The sequence below is a fragment of the Micromonospora sp. LOL_025 genome (assembly GCF_048060285.1).
In the GTDB taxonomy this organism is placed as follows: Bacteria; Actinomycetota; Actinomycetes; order Mycobacteriales; family Micromonosporaceae; genus Micromonospora.
The window spans coordinates 1-15,700 of record NZ_JBHMIR010000057.1 but is presented as its reverse complement, the minus strand read 5'-3'; the positions used below and the strand labels follow the sequence as shown (position 1 = coordinate 15,700).

Annotated in this window: 14 protein-coding genes; 2 read left to right on the top strand and 12 right to left on the bottom strand. The window is 73.5% G+C overall.

The genetic code is table 11. The features are described from left to right. Positions 1–59: 59 nt before the first annotated feature. From ACFHW0_RS31070 to ACFHW0_RS31060, 3 genes are all read right to left on the bottom strand, one after another. The gene (locus ACFHW0_RS31070; RefSeq protein WP_416613186.1) at positions 60–296 is read right to left on the bottom strand and encodes a ferredoxin; all 237 of its coding nucleotides are present in this window, start codon (positions 294–296) and stop codon (positions 60–62) included. A gap of 4 nt (positions 297–300) precedes the next feature. Then, the gene (locus tag ACFHW0_RS31065; protein ID WP_416613185.1) at positions 301–1,386 is read right to left on the bottom strand and encodes a cytochrome P450; all 1,086 of its coding nucleotides are present in this window, start codon (positions 1,384–1,386) and stop codon (positions 301–303) included. Positions 1,387–1,702: 316 nt separating this feature from the next. Continuing rightward, entirely contained in the window at positions 1,703–1,885 is a 183-nt protein-coding gene (locus ACFHW0_RS31060) for an antitoxin (protein WP_416613183.1), read from the bottom strand. Between the two features lie 202 nt (positions 1,886–2,087). Here ACFHW0_RS31060 and ACFHW0_RS31055 point away from each other — a divergent pair, with 202 nt between their 5' ends. Next, a complete protein-coding gene (locus ACFHW0_RS31055) occupies positions 2,088–3,218 on the top strand; it encodes an AI-2E family transporter (protein WP_416613182.1) in 1,131 nt (376 codons plus the stop codon). 142 nt (positions 3,219–3,360) lie between these two features. Here ACFHW0_RS31055 and ACFHW0_RS31050 read toward each other — a convergent pair whose 3' ends face one another. Then, a complete protein-coding gene (locus ACFHW0_RS31050) occupies positions 3,361–4,020 on the bottom strand; it encodes a dienelactone hydrolase family protein (protein ID WP_416613180.1) in 660 nt (219 codons plus the stop codon). Positions 4,021–4,190: 170 nt separating this feature from the next. Here ACFHW0_RS31050 and ACFHW0_RS31045 point away from each other — a divergent pair, with 170 nt between their 5' ends. Next, complete coding sequence (locus ACFHW0_RS31045) at positions 4,191–4,370, top strand: hypothetical protein (protein ID WP_357878014.1); 180 nt, start codon at positions 4,191–4,193, stop codon at positions 4,368–4,370. Between the two features lie 247 nt (positions 4,371–4,617). On the opposite strand, the gene ACFHW0_RS31040 is transcribed toward ACFHW0_RS31045, so the two are convergent. The 8 genes from ACFHW0_RS31040 to ACFHW0_RS31005 all read right to left on the bottom strand — a co-directional run bounded on the left by ACFHW0_RS31040 (position 4,618) and on the right by ACFHW0_RS31005 (position 15,570). Continuing rightward, complete coding sequence (locus tag ACFHW0_RS31040) at positions 4,618–6,990, bottom strand: glycoside hydrolase family 65 protein (RefSeq protein ID WP_416613179.1); 2,373 nt, start codon at positions 6,988–6,990, stop codon at positions 4,618–4,620. Further along, positions 6,987–7,739 (bottom strand): HAD-IA family hydrolase, encoded by a 753-nt coding sequence (locus tag ACFHW0_RS31035; protein ID WP_416613178.1) that lies wholly within the window; start codon positions 7,737–7,739, stop codon positions 6,987–6,989. Before ACFHW0_RS31035 ends, ACFHW0_RS31040 begins: the two co-directional genes overlap by 4 nt. Before the next feature lie 61 nt (positions 7,740–7,800). Continuing rightward, positions 7,801–8,265, bottom strand: a complete 465-nt coding sequence (locus ACFHW0_RS31030; RefSeq protein ID WP_416613177.1) for a DUF4442 domain-containing protein — start codon at positions 8,263–8,265, stop codon at positions 7,801–7,803. 47 nt (positions 8,266–8,312) lie between these two features. After that, a complete protein-coding gene (locus ACFHW0_RS31025) occupies positions 8,313–9,608 on the bottom strand; it encodes an ABC transporter ATP-binding protein (protein WP_416613176.1) in 1,296 nt (431 codons plus the stop codon). A gap of 135 nt (positions 9,609–9,743) precedes the next feature. After that, the gene (locus ACFHW0_RS31020; protein WP_416613175.1) at positions 9,744–12,005 is read right to left on the bottom strand and encodes a bifunctional glycosyltransferase/CDP-glycerol:glycerophosphate glycerophosphotransferase; all 2,262 of its coding nucleotides are present in this window, start codon (positions 12,003–12,005) and stop codon (positions 9,744–9,746) included. Between the two features lie 15 nt (positions 12,006–12,020). After that, on the bottom strand, positions 12,021–13,994 hold the full coding sequence (locus tag ACFHW0_RS31015) for a DUF5941 domain-containing protein (RefSeq protein WP_416613174.1): 1,974 nt from the start codon (positions 13,992–13,994) through the stop codon (positions 12,021–12,023). Next, the gene (locus tag ACFHW0_RS31010; RefSeq protein WP_416613173.1) at positions 13,991–14,740 is read right to left on the bottom strand and encodes an ABC transporter ATP-binding protein; all 750 of its coding nucleotides are present in this window, start codon (positions 14,738–14,740) and stop codon (positions 13,991–13,993) included. The genes ACFHW0_RS31015 and ACFHW0_RS31010 overlap by 4 nt, the downstream gene beginning before the upstream one ends. A gap of 2 nt (positions 14,741–14,742) precedes the next feature. Beyond that, positions 14,743–15,570 carry an ABC transporter permease gene (locus ACFHW0_RS31005; RefSeq protein WP_416613172.1) on the bottom strand — a complete coding sequence of 276 codons (828 nt, stop codon included), beginning with the start codon at positions 15,568–15,570 and terminating at the stop codon, positions 14,743–14,745. Between the last annotated feature and the right edge of the window lie 130 nt (positions 15,571–15,700).

Below are 15,700 nucleotides of genomic sequence, written 5' to 3'. Positions count from 1 at the left end.
GCTCCGGCCGCTGGCCGCCGGGACGGCTCAGGGCTCCGGCCGCTGGCCGCCGGGACGGCTCAGGGCTCCGGGGCGATCCGGTGCAGGCCGTCCGCCTCGGACACGATGACCGCCTCCATCGGGCAGGAGTCCGCGGCGTCCACCAGCGCGTCGTCCGGCGCCACCCGCTCGGCAAGGGGACGGGCCAACCCGTCCACCAGCACGAAGTGCCGCGGCGCGGTGCCCGCGCAGATCCCCGACCCGATGCACCGGGTCGGGTCCACGTGTACCCGCCACTGCTCGTTCGTCGCACTCATCGGTTCACCAACTCACCGGCATGGCGACCAGCCCCCGGACCAGCAGGCCGCTCTTCCAGGTCAGCTCGGATTCCGGCACGGCCAGCCTCAGGTCGGGCGTGCGGGCGATCAGCGTCTCCAGGACGACCTGGAGCTCCATCCGGGCGAGCTGCGCGCCGACGCAGTGGTGCACCCCGTGCCCGAAGCCGAGGTGGGGGTTGGCCTGCCGGGTCACGTCGAGCCGGTCCGCGCCGGCGAAGACCGTTCCGTCCCGGTTGGCCGACGAGATCGACACCACCACCGGTTCGCCGGCCCGTACCAGCACGCCGCCGAGCTCGACGTCCTCCATTGTGTAGCGGGCGAAGGCCGAGGACGCACCGAGCGGCACGAACCGCATCAGCTCCTCGACGGCCGCCGGCACGAGGTCCGGCCGCGCCCGCAGCCGGGCCCACTCGTCCGGGTGGGTGAGCAGGGCGTACACGAAGTTGGGAATCTGGGTCACCGTCGTCTCGTGCCCGGCGGCGAGCAGCCCGGCGGCCAGGCGGACGACCTCGTCCTCGGCGAGCCGGTCGTCGGCGTCGCGGGCCCGGACCATCGCGCCGATCAGGTCGTCGGTGGGTTGCTCGCGCCGCCGCGCAATCAGCTCGCCCATGTACGCGAAGAGGCTGTCGATGTACTCCTGGGCCAGCTCCGGGCTCAGCGACGTGGTCGACACGATCGCCTCGGACCAGGTGTGGAAGCGGTCCTGGTCGGCCACGGGAACGCCGAGCAGGTCGCAGATGACCCGGATCGGCAGCGGGGTGGCCAGGTGTTCCACCAGGTCGGCCGGCGGACCGGCGGCGAGCATGCCGTCCACCAGCTCGTGGGCCACCTTGCTGGTCCGGGGCCGCAGCTCCTCCACCCGCCGGGCGGTGAACGCCTTCGCCACCAGCCGACGCAGCCGGGTGTGCTCCGGCGGGTCCATCGACAGGATCCCGCCCTCCTGCTGCCGTGGCGAGTTGCGGGGCTCGTCCCGGCCCACCGAGGCGGCCCGGCTGAACCGGGCGTCGCCGAGCACGGTCCGGACGTCGGCGTGCCGGGTGGCGAGCCAGGCCGGCTCGCCGAACGGCATCCGGATCCGGGTGAGCGGTTCGTCCCGGCGCAGCCGGCGTAGCGCGGGTCGAGGTTGAGCCGGTCGGGGTCGCTGAACGGATAGCGGTGGGGGACGGTCGTCTCGGGGGCCTCGGTCACCGGATGACTTCCTCTCGTCACGGCGCCCCAAGGGGAGGGCACCGGTCCGGTCGGGGACGACTCCACGTTGAGTCATGTTCCGACTGCGGATAGTAGCGAGAGCGGTCGATCCTTGGCTAGCGGTACGCGTCGATCCGTCACGAAACGACCGTCCCGGGCCACCCCGTGCGGGGGCGACCCGGGACGTTACGGGGGATTCAGCGGACCTCGTCGCCCTCGCCGGTGCGCGCCTGGGCCTGGTCGACCCCCTTGTCGATCTGCTCGTCGTACTTGCCGCCCGTGCGCTTGTCGGCCATGTCGCCGCCCTTCTCCAGGCCCTGGTCGACCTGCTTGTCGTGCTTGTCGGCGAAGTCGTTGGCCTTGTCCATGAAGTCGCTCATCGGGGTCCTCCTCGAATCCGGGTCCGATCTCTGCCTTCCCTGGGGCCGGGGGCGCAAACGCGACGGAGAAGCGGCCGGAGGGCGATCGGGAAACGGCCGGTCTCCCCCGACGCCCCGGCCGCCCATCTAGCGTGAAAGGGGACGCGGGTGTCGGAGGGACGCCGGCCGGGTACCGACTCGCCGGAGATCGAGGAGGGCCGACGTGGTCGCAGACGATGCCGGGCGTACGCCCGAGGGGACGACGGGCCGGGGCGCGGGCTCCCGCCAGACCTGGTCCGCGCTCCCGTGGTTGGTGCGCTCGGCCGTGACGTGGAGCGCCTGCCTGGTGGTGATCGTCGCCGGGCTGTACCTGCTGGGGAAGATCGCGGTGCTGCTCGCGCCGCTGGCCATCGCGCTGGCCGTCACCGTCTTCCTCGCCGCCCTGCTCGACCCGGTGCAGCTCGCGCTGCGCCGGCTGCACCTGCCCGCCGCACTGGCCGCCCTGCTCACCGTACTGCTGCTGCTCGGCCTGCTGTTCGGCGTCGGCGCGCTGGTGTGGAACCTCACCGCCAACCAGTTCAGCGAGCTGAGCCAGGAGCTGGTGCAGGGCCTGCAACGGACCCGGGACTTCGTGACCTCGACGCTGCCGGTCAGCGACCGACAGCTCGACCAGCTGCTCGACCAGGCCCGCCAGGGCTTCGGGCAGGGCTCGGTCGACCCGGTCTCCGGCGCCAGGACCGCCGCGGAGGTGCTCGGTTCGGCGCTGCTCGCGCTCGTCCTGTTGTTCTTCCTGCTCAAGGACGGCAGGTCCATGTGGCGCTGGACGCTGTCCCGGACGACCGGGCCGAACCGGGAGGTGACCGCCGAGGCGGGCCGGGTGGGTTGGCGGACGCTCGGCGCGTACAGCCGGGGCACGATGATGATCGCCGCGATCGACGCGATCGGCATCGGTCTGGCGCTGGTGGTGCTCCGGGTGCCGCTGGCCTTTCCGCTCGCCCTCATCACCTTCTTCGGCGGCTTCATCCCGATCATCGGGGCGACCGTGGCCGGCGCCGTGGCCGTACTGGTCGCGCTCGCGGCGAAGGGGCCCGTGACCGCGCTGCTCGTCCTCGCCGCCGTGATCACCGTCCAGCAGGTCGAGGGCAACCTGCTGGAGCCGCTCATCATGAAGCGTCAGGTACGCCTGCACCCGGCGGTGATCCTGGTGGCGGTGACCGCCGGCACCCTGATCGCCGGCATCGCCGGTGCCTTCGTCTCGGTGCCGCTCACCGCCGTCGTCTGGCGGGTCATCGACACCATCCAGCAACACCGCCAGCGCCCAACCCCCGCGCCCCCGCCACCGACCCCCGCCTGACCCGCCGGCCCGGCCCCGGTTCAGCCGGTGATCATGAGGTCTGCGGCGGCAACGGAGATCCACCTCGCCGCGAACTTCATGATCGACGCCTGTGGGCGGGCGCGCGGGCGGGGCGGCGGGAAGTTGGGTGGGTGGGTCGTCCTCAGTGGCGGGTGGGGAGGTGGGTGGTGAACCAGTCGGCGGCGCTGTGGGCCACCTGTTCCAGGGTGCCGGGCTCCTCGAAGAGGTGGGTCGCCCCCGGGATGATCGTCAGCTCGGCCGTGTCCGGCAGCGCCTCCTGCGCCTGCTCGTTGAGCGTGATCACCTGCTCGTCGAGGCCGCCGACCAGCAGCAGCGTGGGCGCGCGCACCTGGTCGAGGGCTGCGCCGGCCAGGTCGGGACGGCCGCCCCGGGAGACGACCGCGCCGACGAGGTCCGGTCGGGCCGCGGCCGCCACCAGGGCGGCGGCGGCCCCGGTGCTGGCCCCGAACAGCCCGATCGGCACCGCGCCGAGGGGTCGCTCCGCCGCCAGCCAGTCCACGATCGCGGCGAGCCGACGGGCGAGCAGGGGGATGTCGAAGCGCAGCTCGGCGGTCCGGGCATCCACCTGGTCCTCGGCCGGCGTCAGCAGGTCGACCAGCACGGTGCCGAGGGCGCTGCGGTTGAGCACGTGCGCCACGGCCGTGTTGCGCGGGCTGTGCCGGGAGCTGCCGCTGCCGTGCGCGAAGAGCACCACGCCGGCCGGGTCCGCCGGGACCAGCAGGTCGGCCGGGAGTTCGGCGTCCCCCGCCGGGATCGCCACCGCACCACTGCGCACGTCCATCTCGCCTCCGTACGTCCTCGGTCGTCCCCCGTTGCGGCCGCATACCCGTCCCCGGCGCCGGCAAGCGGCCCCGGCGCCCCCCGCGTTTGTCGCCGGGGGGCCCGGGTAGGCGGCGGGTGACCGCAGACCGTACCGGCGCAACCGCGCCCCGACGGATCGCGAGGATCGCCATGGCGCAGCAGCAGCGAGAGACCCGGCAGCAGACCACCGACCGGGACCGGCGGGAACAGGACACCGAACGCGGCCGGGACTGGGCGGACGACGCCGCCCAGGCGCGCACGGCCGACGACCCGCGGGCGATGGCGCCCCGCGACGCGGCGGGCCGCCCGTCACAGGGCAGGCCCCTCTGACCGACACCACCGGCCGCCGGTCACCGCGCGAGCCACGCCGACCGACACCCACCGGATTGCCGGTCACCGCGCGGCCCACGCCGACCGACACCCACCGGGCCGCCGGTCACCGCGCGGGCCACGCCGACCGACACCCACCGGGCCGCCGGTCACCGCGCGGGCCACGCCGACCGGCACACCACCGGCCGCCCGTGACAGGCGCCCTACGCCGCCGGCCCGCCGTCGTCGACGGCGGGCCGGCGGTCTGTCACGGCTCGTTCTCCGGCAGGCGGAGCAGGGGAGCCCGGCCGGGGGCCTGCTCCGGCGCCGGGCCCGACACCTCCGCCGCGGGGATCGGCATCGTCACGGGCTCCCCGCGGGTGACCCGGACCGGCTCACCGTGGTGCCGCAACTCCAGCGTGTCGCCCGGGTCGCCGTGGCGCAGCGCGTACGTGGTCTGGTCCGGCCGGACGTCGACCCGCAGCCGCATCCCGCGCCACTGGAGCGAGAACTCCAGCCGTTCGAGGCGGCTGGACAGCCGTGGCGCGAAGGAGAGGTTGCCGTCGTGGTCGCGCAGCCCGCCGAACCCGGCCACCAGGGCGATCCACGCGCCGGCGAGCGAGGCCATGTGCACGCCGTCGCGGGTGTTCTCGTTGAGGTCGTGCAGGTCCATCAGCGCGGCCTCGCGCAGGTAGACGTGCGCCAGTTCGGGGTGGCCCACCTCGGCGGCCAGCACCGCCTGGGTGCACGCCGACAGCGAGGAGTCGCGCACCGTACGCCGCTCGTAGTAGAGGAAGTTGCGCAGCTTCTGCTCCGGCGTGAAGGCGTCGCCGCGCCAGTGCATGGCCAGGACCAGGTCCGCCTGCTTGACGACCTGCTTGCGGTAGAGGTCGAAGTACGGGTAGTGCAGCAGCAGCGGGTACTTCTCCGGCGGCGTGTGCGCGAAGTCCCACTCCTGGAGCCGGGTGAAGCCCTCCACCTGCTCGTGGACGTCGATCTCCTCGTCGTACGGGATGTGCATGGACGCCGCCGCGTCCCGCCAGGCCGCCGCCTCCTCGTCGGTGACGCCGAGGTGGAACGCCTCGTCCCGGTACCGCATCACCGCGTCGGCCGCGCTGATCAGGTTCCGCTGCGCCATCAGGTTGGTGTAGATGTTGTCGTTCTTCACCGCCGTGTACTCGTCGGGGCCGGTGACCCCGTCGATGTGGAACTGGCCGTGCCGGTCGTGGTGGCCCAGCGACCGCCACAGCCGGGCGGTCTCCACCAGCAGTTCCAGCCCGATCTCGCGTTCCAGTTCGGTGTCCTGGGTGACCTGGACGTAGCGCCGCAGCGCGTCGGCGACGCCGGCCGCGATGTGGAAGGCCGCGGTGCCGGCCGGCCAGTAGCCCGACGACTCCGGCCCCTCGATGGTGCGCCAGGGGAACGCCGCGCCCTCCAGGTTGAGCGTCCGGGCCCGCTCGTGCGCGGCGGCCAGGGTGGCGTGCCGCCAGTGCAGGGCGTCCCGCACGGCGGCCGGTTGGGTGTAGGTGAGCACCGGCAGGACGAACATCTCCGTGTCCCAGAACGCGTGCCCGTCGTACCCCGGACCGGTCAGGCCCTTCGCGGCGATGGGCCGCCGCTCCGCCCGGGAGCCGGCCTGGAGGACGTGGAACATGCCGAACCGGACGGCCTGCTGGATCTCGGGGTCGCCCTCCACCACCACGTCGGCGGTGTCCCAGAACTCGTCGAGGTACTCGCGCTGCTCGCGGCGGAGCCCGTCCCAGCCGTCGAGCCGCGCCCCCGTCAGGGCGGCCTCGACCTGGTCGCGCATCGCCGGCAGCGACCGGCGGCTCGACCAGCCGTACGCGAGGTACTTGACCACGCGCAGCGTCTCGCCGGGCTGGAGCACGCACCCGATCGTGGTACGCACCCAGTCCTCGTACCCCTCGGACTGGCTGGTCGTGCGCCCCGGGGCGTACACCTCGTGTTCCATGGCGGCGGCCACCCGCAGCCCGGAGACCTTGGTCCGGTGGATCAGCAGCCCGCCGTCGGCGGTGGTGAGTTCCTCCTCGGCCTGCAACGGCGACTCCAGCACGGCCGCGACCCGCGGGTCCTTGCTCTGCGGGGGCAGCGTCTCGTTGGCCACCAGTTCCGACTGGAGGATCAGCCGCAGCGGGCCGTCCACCGCCTCGACCTCGTAGTCGATGGCGGCGACGGCGCGCTGGGTGAACGAGACGAGCCGGGTGCTGCGGACCTTGATCTCGCGGCCGGCCGGGGAGCGCCAGTGCAGCTCCCGGTGCAGGGTGCCGGCGCGCAGGTCGAGGACCCGTTCGTGGGCGAGGAGTTCGCCGTAGCGGACGTCGAGCGGCTCGTCGTCGACCAGCAGCCGGATCAGCTTGCCGTTGGTCACGTTGACGATCGTCTGGCCGGACTCGGGGAACCCGAAGCCGGCCTCGGCGTACGGCAGCGGGCGCAGCTCGTAGAAGGAGTTGAGGTACGTGCCGGGCAGGCCGTGCGGTTCCCCCTCGTCGAGGTTGCCGCGCAGCCCGACGTGCCCGTTGGAGAGGGCGAAGACCGACTCGGACTGGGCCAGGACGTCCATGTCCAGCCGGGTCTCCCGGACGTGCCACGGCTCGACCGGATAGGCCCGTTCCCGGATCACGCGGGTCGCCCGGGGTCGAGCAGGTCGGCGAGGTCGGTGACCACGACGTCGGCGCCGTGGGCCAGCAGCTCGGCGGCCTGACCGACCCGGTCCACCCCGATCACGTACCCGAACCCGCCGGCGCGGCCGGCGGCGACACCGGCGAGGGCGTCCTCGAAGACGGCGGCGTTGCGCGGGTCGACCCCGAGCAGTCTCGCGCCGGCCAGGAACGTGTCCGGCTCGGGCTTGCCGCGCAGCCCCTCGGCGCGGGCGACGATCCCGTCCACCCGCGCCTCCAGCAGCGGTTCCAGCCCGGCGGCGGCGACCACCTCCCGGCCGTTCGCGCTGGCCGTGACGACCGCCCGGCGCAGGCCGGCGGCGACCGCCGCCTCCAGGTACACGACGGAACCGGGGTAGACGTCGACGCCGTGGGTGCGCAGCCGCTCCAGCAGCAGCACGTTCTTGCTGTTGCCGACCCCGTTGACGGTGTCGGCGTCCGGCGGGTCGTCCGGCGACCCCTCGGGCAGCACGATGCCCCGGGACGCGAGGAAGGTGCGCACCCCGTCGGCGCGCGGCCGGCCGTCGACGTAGCGGTTGTAGTCCGGCCCGGGGTCGAAGGGACGGAACTGTCCGCCGGTGGCGACGGCGTGGCGGCGCAGGAAGCCGTCGAACGTCTCGGTCCAGGCGGCGTTGTGCACCCGGGCGGTCTGCGTCAGCACACCGTCCAGATCGAAGAGACAGGCGGTCACGTGAGCAGGCAGGCCCAACACGGTACGAATCTATCCAGACCTCCGGGCCCGCAAACCGCTTTCGGTCCGCTTGCCGCCCGGCTCAGTTCGGGCGCAGCGTCCAGACCACGGTCATCGCGCTGGTCGGCTTGCCCTCCTCGGTCGCGATCTCCACCTGGACGGGGAACTCCGGCCGGCGGCCGGACTCCAGTTCCGCGACCACCTCGGCGACCGGCCGGTCGAGGCGCGCGGTGGCCCGGACGGCGCCCATGGCCAGCTTCCGGTACGCGATCTCGGCCCGCACCGCCAGCGGCGTGGCCCGGTCGAGCAGGTGCCCGAACGCGGCGAGCACGACCGCGCCGGAGGCGGTCTCGCCGAGGGTGAACATGGCTCCGGCGTGCGGGCCGCCGACGTGGTTGTGGGTGGCCGGTGAGTCGGGCAGCCGGACGGTCACCCGCACCCCGCCCTCCGCCTCGGGGGCCACTTCGACGAATTCGATGCCGAGCGTGCGGGCGAACGGCACAGCCTCCAGCATGCCGGCCGCCACCTGGCGCGAGTCGATGGTCATGGCCCGACGTTACTAGCCGGTAACTTTCCCGGCAAGGACCACCCCCGTCAGCGCCAGCCCACGTCGATCCGGTCGCCGCGCTCGTCGAAGAAGTGCAGCGCGTCCATGCGTACGGCGACGGCCAGGGGGTGACCGGCGGCGATCCCCGGGTACGGCGCGAGCCGGACCGCGAGCTCGGCGGGGCGCCGGTGGTGCCGGCCCGGGTCGTTGAGCACGCTGGTGCGGGTGGCGGCGACCGGGGCGGCCTCCTCCTCGGCGGCGCGCCCGGTGAGTCGCTGCATCACCTGCCCGAAGCGGCGCAGCCCGCGCTGGCCGGTGGGCGCCTCGGCCCGGGTGCCCATCTCGTCCACCACGATCGCGGTGGCCCCGATGTCGAGGAAGGCGAGCGACTCGTGCCCGTGGTGCTCCAGGTAGCGGATACGGCCGTGCAACACGGCGCCCTGGGTGTCCGGCGCGACCGGGGTGAGCGCCTCGGCCCGCATCCCGACCACGATCCGCTCACCGTGGTAGTGCGCGACCGCCCGGCTGCGGATGTCGTCCCACGGCAGGTGCAGCGCCTGGTCGCCGAGGGTGAGGGTGACGTAGCGGTCGAGGTGGACGTAGACCGAGGCCTCCAGCAGGTTCATCCGCGGGCTGCCGAGGAACGCGGCCACGTAGAGGGTTGCCGGGCGGCCGTACACCTGGGTGGGGGTGCCGACGTCCTGGAGGACGCCCTTGCGCATGATGGCGACCCGGTCGGCCATGGTCAGCGCCTCGGCCTGGTCGTGGGTGACGTAGATGGTGGTGACGCCCAGCTCCCGGGTCAGGCCGGAGATCTCCGCGCGCAGCTCGGCCCGGAGCCCGCTGTCGAGGTTCGACAGCGGCTCGTCCATCAGGAACAGGCCCGGGCGGCGCACGATGGCCCGGCCCATCGCGACCCGCTGGCGCTGCCCGCCGGAGAGCTGGCTGGGCTTGCGGCCGAGCACGTCGCCGATGCCGAGCGCGCTGGCCACGTCGGTGACCCGCTCGCCACGCGGCTCGGGCTCCAACCCGGCCAGCTTGAGCGGGAAGGCGATGTTGTCGCCGACGGTCATGTGCGGGTAGAGCGCGAAGTCCTGGAAGACCATGGCGATCTTCCGGTCGCGCGGCGGCAGGTCGTTGGCCAGTTCGCCGTCGAGCATCACCGCGCCCGACGTCGGGTCCTCCAGCCCGGCCACCATCCGCAGCACCGTGGACTTCCCACAGCCCGACGGGCCGAGCAGCACCATGAACTCGCCGTCGTTGACGTCGAGATTGACGCTGTCGACGGCGAGGGTGCCGTCCCTGAACACCTTCGTGACATCCTTGAGCGCGACGGTTGTCACCGTGCCCTCCCCCCAGCTCGTCGGCCGAACCCCGAATGACTGTGACGAGGATCATGCGGTTCGCACATCGGGTAAACGTGCCATGTTCGGCTTGTGACGGCCCTATGACGCCCACCCGGCGGGACGAGCCCGCCGTCAGCGGGGCCCGCCGCCCGTCGGCGACGCCGGGACCAGCGAGCCGGCATCCGGCGCCGACCGGTTGGTCGTGGCCGGCTCGCCGAGGAAGACCCGACGGACCACCCGCTCGGCGGCGTGGCCGTCGTCGAGCGCGCAGAACCGGGCCCGGAACCGCTGCCGGGCCGTGCGCGCCGCCGCCGAGTCGACCCCGTCGGCGCGGAACAGGTCGAGCAGGTCGGCGAAGCTGGTGGCCACCGCGCCCGGCGGCTCGGCGGTCACGTCGAAGTAGACGCCGCGGGCCAGTCGGTACGCCTCCCAGTCGGGGGCGTAGACGACGATCGGCCGGTCGAGCACGGCGTAGTCGAACATCGCCGAGGAGTAGTCCGTGATCAGCACGTCCGCGACGAGGTAGAGGTCCTCCACGTGCGGATGGCCGCTCACGTCGCGTACCCGGTCCCGGTCGGCGGGGCGCCGGGCGCGTCGGTCCCGGTCGTGGAAGTAGTGGCTGCGGATCAGCAGCCGGCCGGCCGGGCCGAGCACGTCGAGCAGCCGCTCCGGGTCGAACGGCGGCCGGTAGCCGGGCAGGTGCTCCCGGTGCGTCGGGGCGTACAGGACGACCTGTTCGCCGGGCCCGAGGCCGAACCCGGCACGCAGCCGGAGCACCTCCTCGGTGGTCGCGGTGACCAGCCGGTCGTTGCGCGGGTAGCCGACCTCCAACGTCGTGTACGCGGCCGGGTAGGCGCGCTCCCACATCTGGCTGGAGAAGCTGTTCGCGCTGACGCTGTAGTCCCAGCGGTCCACCCGGCGCAGCAGCCCGGCGAAGTCCATCCCGACCGCGCCGACCGGGTACCGCTGCTGGTCGAGCCCCATCACCTTCACCGGCGTGCCGTGGTGGGTCTGCACGTGCACGGTGCCCGGCCGCTTGCGGACGAAGTCCGGGAAGTTGACGTTGTTGACCAGCCAGCGCGCCCGGGCCAGCGCCCGGTAGTACGCGGGCGTCCCGGCGACCACGTACGCGACGCCCTCGGGCACGGTGTGCACGCGGTCGCGCCGGACGATCCACACGCCGCGGACCTCCGGCGCCAGCCGCCGGGCCGCCTCGAAGATGGCCGCCGGGTTGTCCGAGTACCCGCGGTACCAGTAGGCCGCGTAGACGGCCAGCGTCGGATCGACCGGCCGGCGCAGCTCGACCCGGTAGTACTCCCGCAGCAGGGCGTCCCGGGCCAGCCGGGCCGCGTCCCGGGCCGGGGGCGCGACCCGCCGCTTCACGCTCCGCGCCGTACGCCGGGCGACGTCCCGGGCGCGGTAGGCGGTGCGCAGCGCGCTGAAGGTACGCCAGCGACCGGCCGCCACCAGCCGGTGCTTGAGCCCCTCCGCGCCGGCCGGCGCCGGATAGCCGCCGGGGGGCAGCCAGCGCGCGTGGTCGGCGGTGATCTGGGCGAAGAAGGCCGGCCGCAGCTCGGGGTCGATCCGTTCCCCGTTGCCGAGCACGCTCAGGTAGTGCCAGATCATCCGCTCGAACAGCGCGGGGCGCAGGTCGTCGACCGCCGGCCCCCAGGCGTCCATCAGCCGGAACACCCGGTGCCACTGGTCGAAGACCTCGAAGTGCCGCTCGCCCCTGGTCCGGGTGATCGCCCCGGTGCGGCGCTGCCGGTAGTTGACGCAGACCCGGTCCAGCACGCCGATCCGCTCGGCGGCCATCAGCACCGGGTAGCTGAACGAGACGTCCTCGTACCAGCCGGGGGCGAAGCGCAGCCCCTCGTCGAGCAGGAACCGCCGGCGGACCAGCCGGTTCCAGGCGGTGTGCAGCAGCCGCAGCGTCTCGGGCCGCTCCCGCAGCCGGAAGGTCTCCCCGCCGGGCGGCTCCGGGAACACCTCCGCCATCGCGCTGCGGCTGGTGGTGTTGTTCCAGTGCGTCCGGACGTGGTCGACCAGGAGCACGTCGGGGCGGGTGGCGCGGAGGCGCCCGACCACCTCGGTGAGGCACTCGGGGGCGAGCCAGTCGTCGCCGTCGACGAACCAGACGTACTCCCCGGCGGCCCGGTCCAGCCCGATGTTGCGGGCCGGACCGAGCCCGACGTTCTCCGTCAGCCGGACGGCGTGCATCCGCGGGTCGCGGGCCGCGTACTCGGTGAGGATCTCGCCGCTGTCGTCCGGCGAGCAGTCGTCGACGCCGATCACCTCGATGTCGGCGACGGGCTGCCCGAGGATGGAGTCCAGGCATTCGCGCAGGTAACCCTGCACCCGGTAGGCCGGCACGACGAAGCTGATCAGTGTCATCGGCCGGCCCCTCCGTCAGCCCGGCGAGCGACCTCCCGCGCCGACCAGGCCCACCGACGCCCGCGCGGCGCGGGCGGGCAGGACGACCCAGGCGAGGGCGACACTCCCCACGAAAACTACGAGAAGGTACGTACCGAGTGTAGCCATCCCGATACCCGCAAAACCGACGATCGCCGCCAGGGCCAGCAGCACCGACCGGCCCTCCCAGCCCAGCGTGCCGCCGTGCAGCGGCGGGGCGGACTGCCGCTTCTCCAGCCGCGCGGTCAGGTCGTAGTGGTGCAGGGTCAGCACGAAGACGTACCCGAAGATCAGCCACGGCGGCACGTCGCCGACCACCCCCACCGCGATGGCGAAGAGGTACTCCCCCGCCCGCAGCGCGGCCGGCACCAGCCAGTCCAGCGGCCCGGCGTGCGCCGCGCCGGCGCCCAGCCCGGCGGCCAGCAGCACCAGCAGCGCGACCGGCACCGCCCACCGCAGGCCCTCCGCCCCCTCACGGGTCAGCAGCGCCGCCACCAGCAGCGCCGCCGGGCCCAACGCCGCGACGACCGCCAGCGTCAGGGGCCCCACCGGCCGGAGCACCGGCAGGAGCCGGGCCAGCGGCCCGTCGTCGCGGTGCAGGGTGGCGTCGACCGTGTCCAGCACCGGCACCCGCATCCAGCGGGCCCGCAGCGTGCGCAGCGCCCCGGTGTACGCGAAGGCCAGCACCCCCCAGCCCAGCACCGCGTACAGGCTGACCAGGGGGCCGAACAGCGCCACGGTGATCGCGATCAGCGCCCACCGCTCCCCGATCGGGAAGACCACCGTGCGCTTCAGCCAGTACGACACCGAACCCGTGTCGGCCTGCACCCGGTTGGAGGCGGCGTTCAGCTTGTCGCCGATGCCGCCGCCGGCGGTGCCGACCGCCTTCGGCCGGCGGGCCGCCTCGTCGTGCAGCACGCCGTACCAGGTGTCCGTCATGTGCCGGACGGTCTGCAGGGTGATCGCGGCGATCGCCAGCGCCCAGCCGTACCGGAAACCGGCCTGGGTGGCCCCGTAGCCGAGGCCGGCGTAGACCACGTACTCCTTCGCCCGGTCGGCCATCGTGTCCAGCCAGCCGCCCCAGGCGCTGAAGTGCCGGGTGTAGCGGGCGAGCTGGCCGTCCACGCAGTCCAGCACGAAGCCGAGGTAGAGCAGCACCGCCCCGGCGACCAGCGCCAGCCGGCCGCCCGTGCCGAAGAGCACGGCGGCGGCCACCGCGAAGGCCACCGAGATCATCGTGACGGCGGTCGGGCCGAGCCCGAGCTTCGCCGACGCCTTCGTCACGTACGGCGACCAGGTGCTGACGAAAAAGGTGGTGAAGAAGTCGTCCCGCTCCTTCACCGAGAGCTTCAGCTCGGCCCGGTCCTCGTCGACGGCGGCCACGGCCGCCTCCGCGGCGGCCAGCCCCGCCGGGTCGCCCACCCGGTGCGCCACGAGCAGGCGTACCCGCTGGGCGAAGGTCAGCACGCCACGCCCGGCGAGGCCCGCGAAGAGCCGGTCCACGGCGGGCCCGGCGACCGGCGGCGCGGCGGCGGCCACGCGCGCGGCGGCGGCGAGCGACGGCAGGTGGTCGACGCCGACCCGCAGCGCGCCGCCGAACACGCCGGTGGCCCCGCCGTCCAGCGCCTCCGGCGGTCCGGCCCCGACCACCTGGCCGCGCTCCTCGCGCACGGCCGTGTGGCCGTCGCCGGGCGGGTCGGTGAGCACCAGGGCGACCGTCGGCCCGACGGGGCTGGTGGCCAGGTGCCGCAGTACGGCGGTGTGCGCGACCAGGTCGGCGCCGGTGACGAGCACCGGGCCGGTGGCCACGTCGACGAGGGCGGCCAGCTCGTCCAGGCCGGCGGCGTGGCGCACCTCGTCCGCCCCGGCGCGACGGAGCTGGTCGGCCAGCCGGTCGGCGAGGCGTTCGCCCGAGCGGGTCGGCAGGCTCGCGGCCGGGGCGTCGGCGGCGAGCACGATCGCGAGCGTCACCGCGGAACCGCGACGTGGTACGCGTGCAGCGCCTCGGCGATCGTGCCGTCGACGCCCACCCGGCCCCCGTCGAGGTACAGCCCCCGACGGCAGAACCGGGTCAGGTCCTTTTCGTTGTGTGACACCAGCACCAGAGTGCGCCCCTCCCCGAGCAGACGGTCGATCGTCGCATAACACTTCTTGCGGAACTCCTCGTCCCCGACCGCGGTCACCTCGTCCATGAGCAGGATCGGGTGCGGCAGGTGCGAGATGATGGCGAAGCCGAGCCGGACCTTCATGCCGGACGAGTAGTGCCGCACCGACGTGTCGACGGCTCGTTCCACCTGCTCACCGGCGAACGAGACGATGTCGTCGAAGTGCCGCCGCAGGTAGCCCGACGACAGCCCGTGCAGGCCGCCGACCAGGTAGAGGTTCTCCCGCCCGGTCAGGTCGTTGGAGAACCCGGCGGAGAGTTCCAGCAGCGGCGCGACGTCCCCGCGCACCCGGATCCGGCCCTCGTCGGGGATGAGCACGCCGGCGATCAGCCGCAGCAGGGTGCTCTTGCCGGTGCCGTTGCGGCCGACCACGCCGACGGTCTCCCCGGCCCGCACCGAGAACGACACGTCCCGCAGCGGCCAGAACCGGCCGTCGTCGGTCGCGGCACGCCGCCCCCGGTGGATGAACAGCTCCCGCAGCCGCAACTGCCGCCGCCGGTTGCGGACGAACCGGATGCCGAGCCCCTCCGCCTCGATGATCGGATCGGCCATCCCTACAGTTCCTTGAGCACGGCGGGTTCGAGCCGGCGGAACGACCACCAGCCGGCGGCCAGCACCAGCAGGCTGACGCCGACGGCGGTGGCGAGCAGGCGGGCGTCCGGGAACTCGTCCGGGTACCAGACCGCGTGGTGCAGCTGGAAGATGCCGACCAGCGGATTCAGCTCGTAGGCGACCTTCAGCCAGCCCGGCAGGTCGGCGTCCCGCACGAGGCTCAGCGGATAGATGATCGGGGTGGCGTAGAAGAGCACCCGGATGACCAGCCGCATGAAGCGCTCGACGTCGCGCATCAGCACGTTGACCGCCGAGAGCAGCAGCGCCAGCCCGACCAGCAGGACGGCCTGCACCGCCACCGCGAGCGGCAGGGCCAGCAGCGACCAGCCCGGCTCGACCCGGCCGGACGCGGCGTACCCGACGGCGACGGCGATCAGGATCGGCAGGCCGGCGGCGTACTCGGCGAAGCGGCCGGTGACCCGGCCGATCGGGAAGACCTGCCGGGGCAGGTTCATCGTCGTGATCAGCCGGGCCTGGCCGGTCAGCGCGTTGGTCGCCTCGCTCAGCGCCGAGCTGGTCCACATCCAGGCGAAGATCCCGGTGAGCAGGAACAGCGGGTACGAGTCGGCCGCGTCACCGAGGTGGCGGTTGGTGTCGCGGGAGTAGAGGACGCCGAAGACGAACCAGTAGATCGCCCCCATGCCGAGCGGCTCGATCAACGACCAGAGGTACCCGAGCACGGACTGCTGGTACTTCACGGCGAGGTCGCGCCGGACGAGGATGCGCAGCGAGGTGCGGTGCGACCACAACGCCGCGACGCCAGAGGTCACCGCCGCCTCCCGCCTGACCGGACGGACGACAGGCTAGCAGTCGTGGAACGAACGCCCCCTCAGCACTCGATCACGTTGACGGCCAGTCCGCCGCGTGCCGTCTCCTTGTACTTCACCTTCATGTCCGCGC

Excerpts from the sequence above, each read along its gene's own strand:
- ACFHW0_RS31030 (WP_416613177.1), bottom strand. The coding sequence starts at position 8,265 with ATGACCATCGACTCGCGCCAGGTGGCGGCCGGCATGCTGGAGGCTGTG.
- ACFHW0_RS31065 (WP_416613185.1), bottom strand. The coding sequence starts at position 1,386 with ATGCCGTTCGGCGAGCCGGCCTGGCTCGCCACCCGGCACGCCGACGTC.
- ACFHW0_RS31020 (WP_416613175.1), bottom strand. The coding sequence starts at position 12,005 with ATGACACTGATCAGCTTCGTCGTGCCGGCCTACCGGGTGCAGGGTTAC.
- ACFHW0_RS31010 (WP_416613173.1), bottom strand. The coding sequence starts at position 14,740 with ATGGCCGATCCGATCATCGAGGCGGAGGGGCTCGGCATCCGGTTCGTC.
- ACFHW0_RS31070 (WP_416613186.1), bottom strand. The coding sequence starts at position 296 with ATGAGTGCGACGAACGAGCAGTGGCGGGTACACGTGGACCCGACCCGG.
- ACFHW0_RS31060 (WP_416613183.1), bottom strand. The coding sequence starts at position 1,885 with ATGAGCGACTTCATGGACAAGGCCAACGACTTCGCCGACAAGCACGAC.
- ACFHW0_RS31045 (WP_357878014.1), top strand. The coding sequence starts at position 4,191 with ATGGCGCAGCAGCAGCGAGAGACCCGGCAGCAGACCACCGACCGGGAC.
- ACFHW0_RS31050 (WP_416613180.1), bottom strand. The coding sequence starts at position 4,020 with ATGGACGTGCGCAGTGGTGCGGTGGCGATCCCGGCGGGGGACGCCGAA.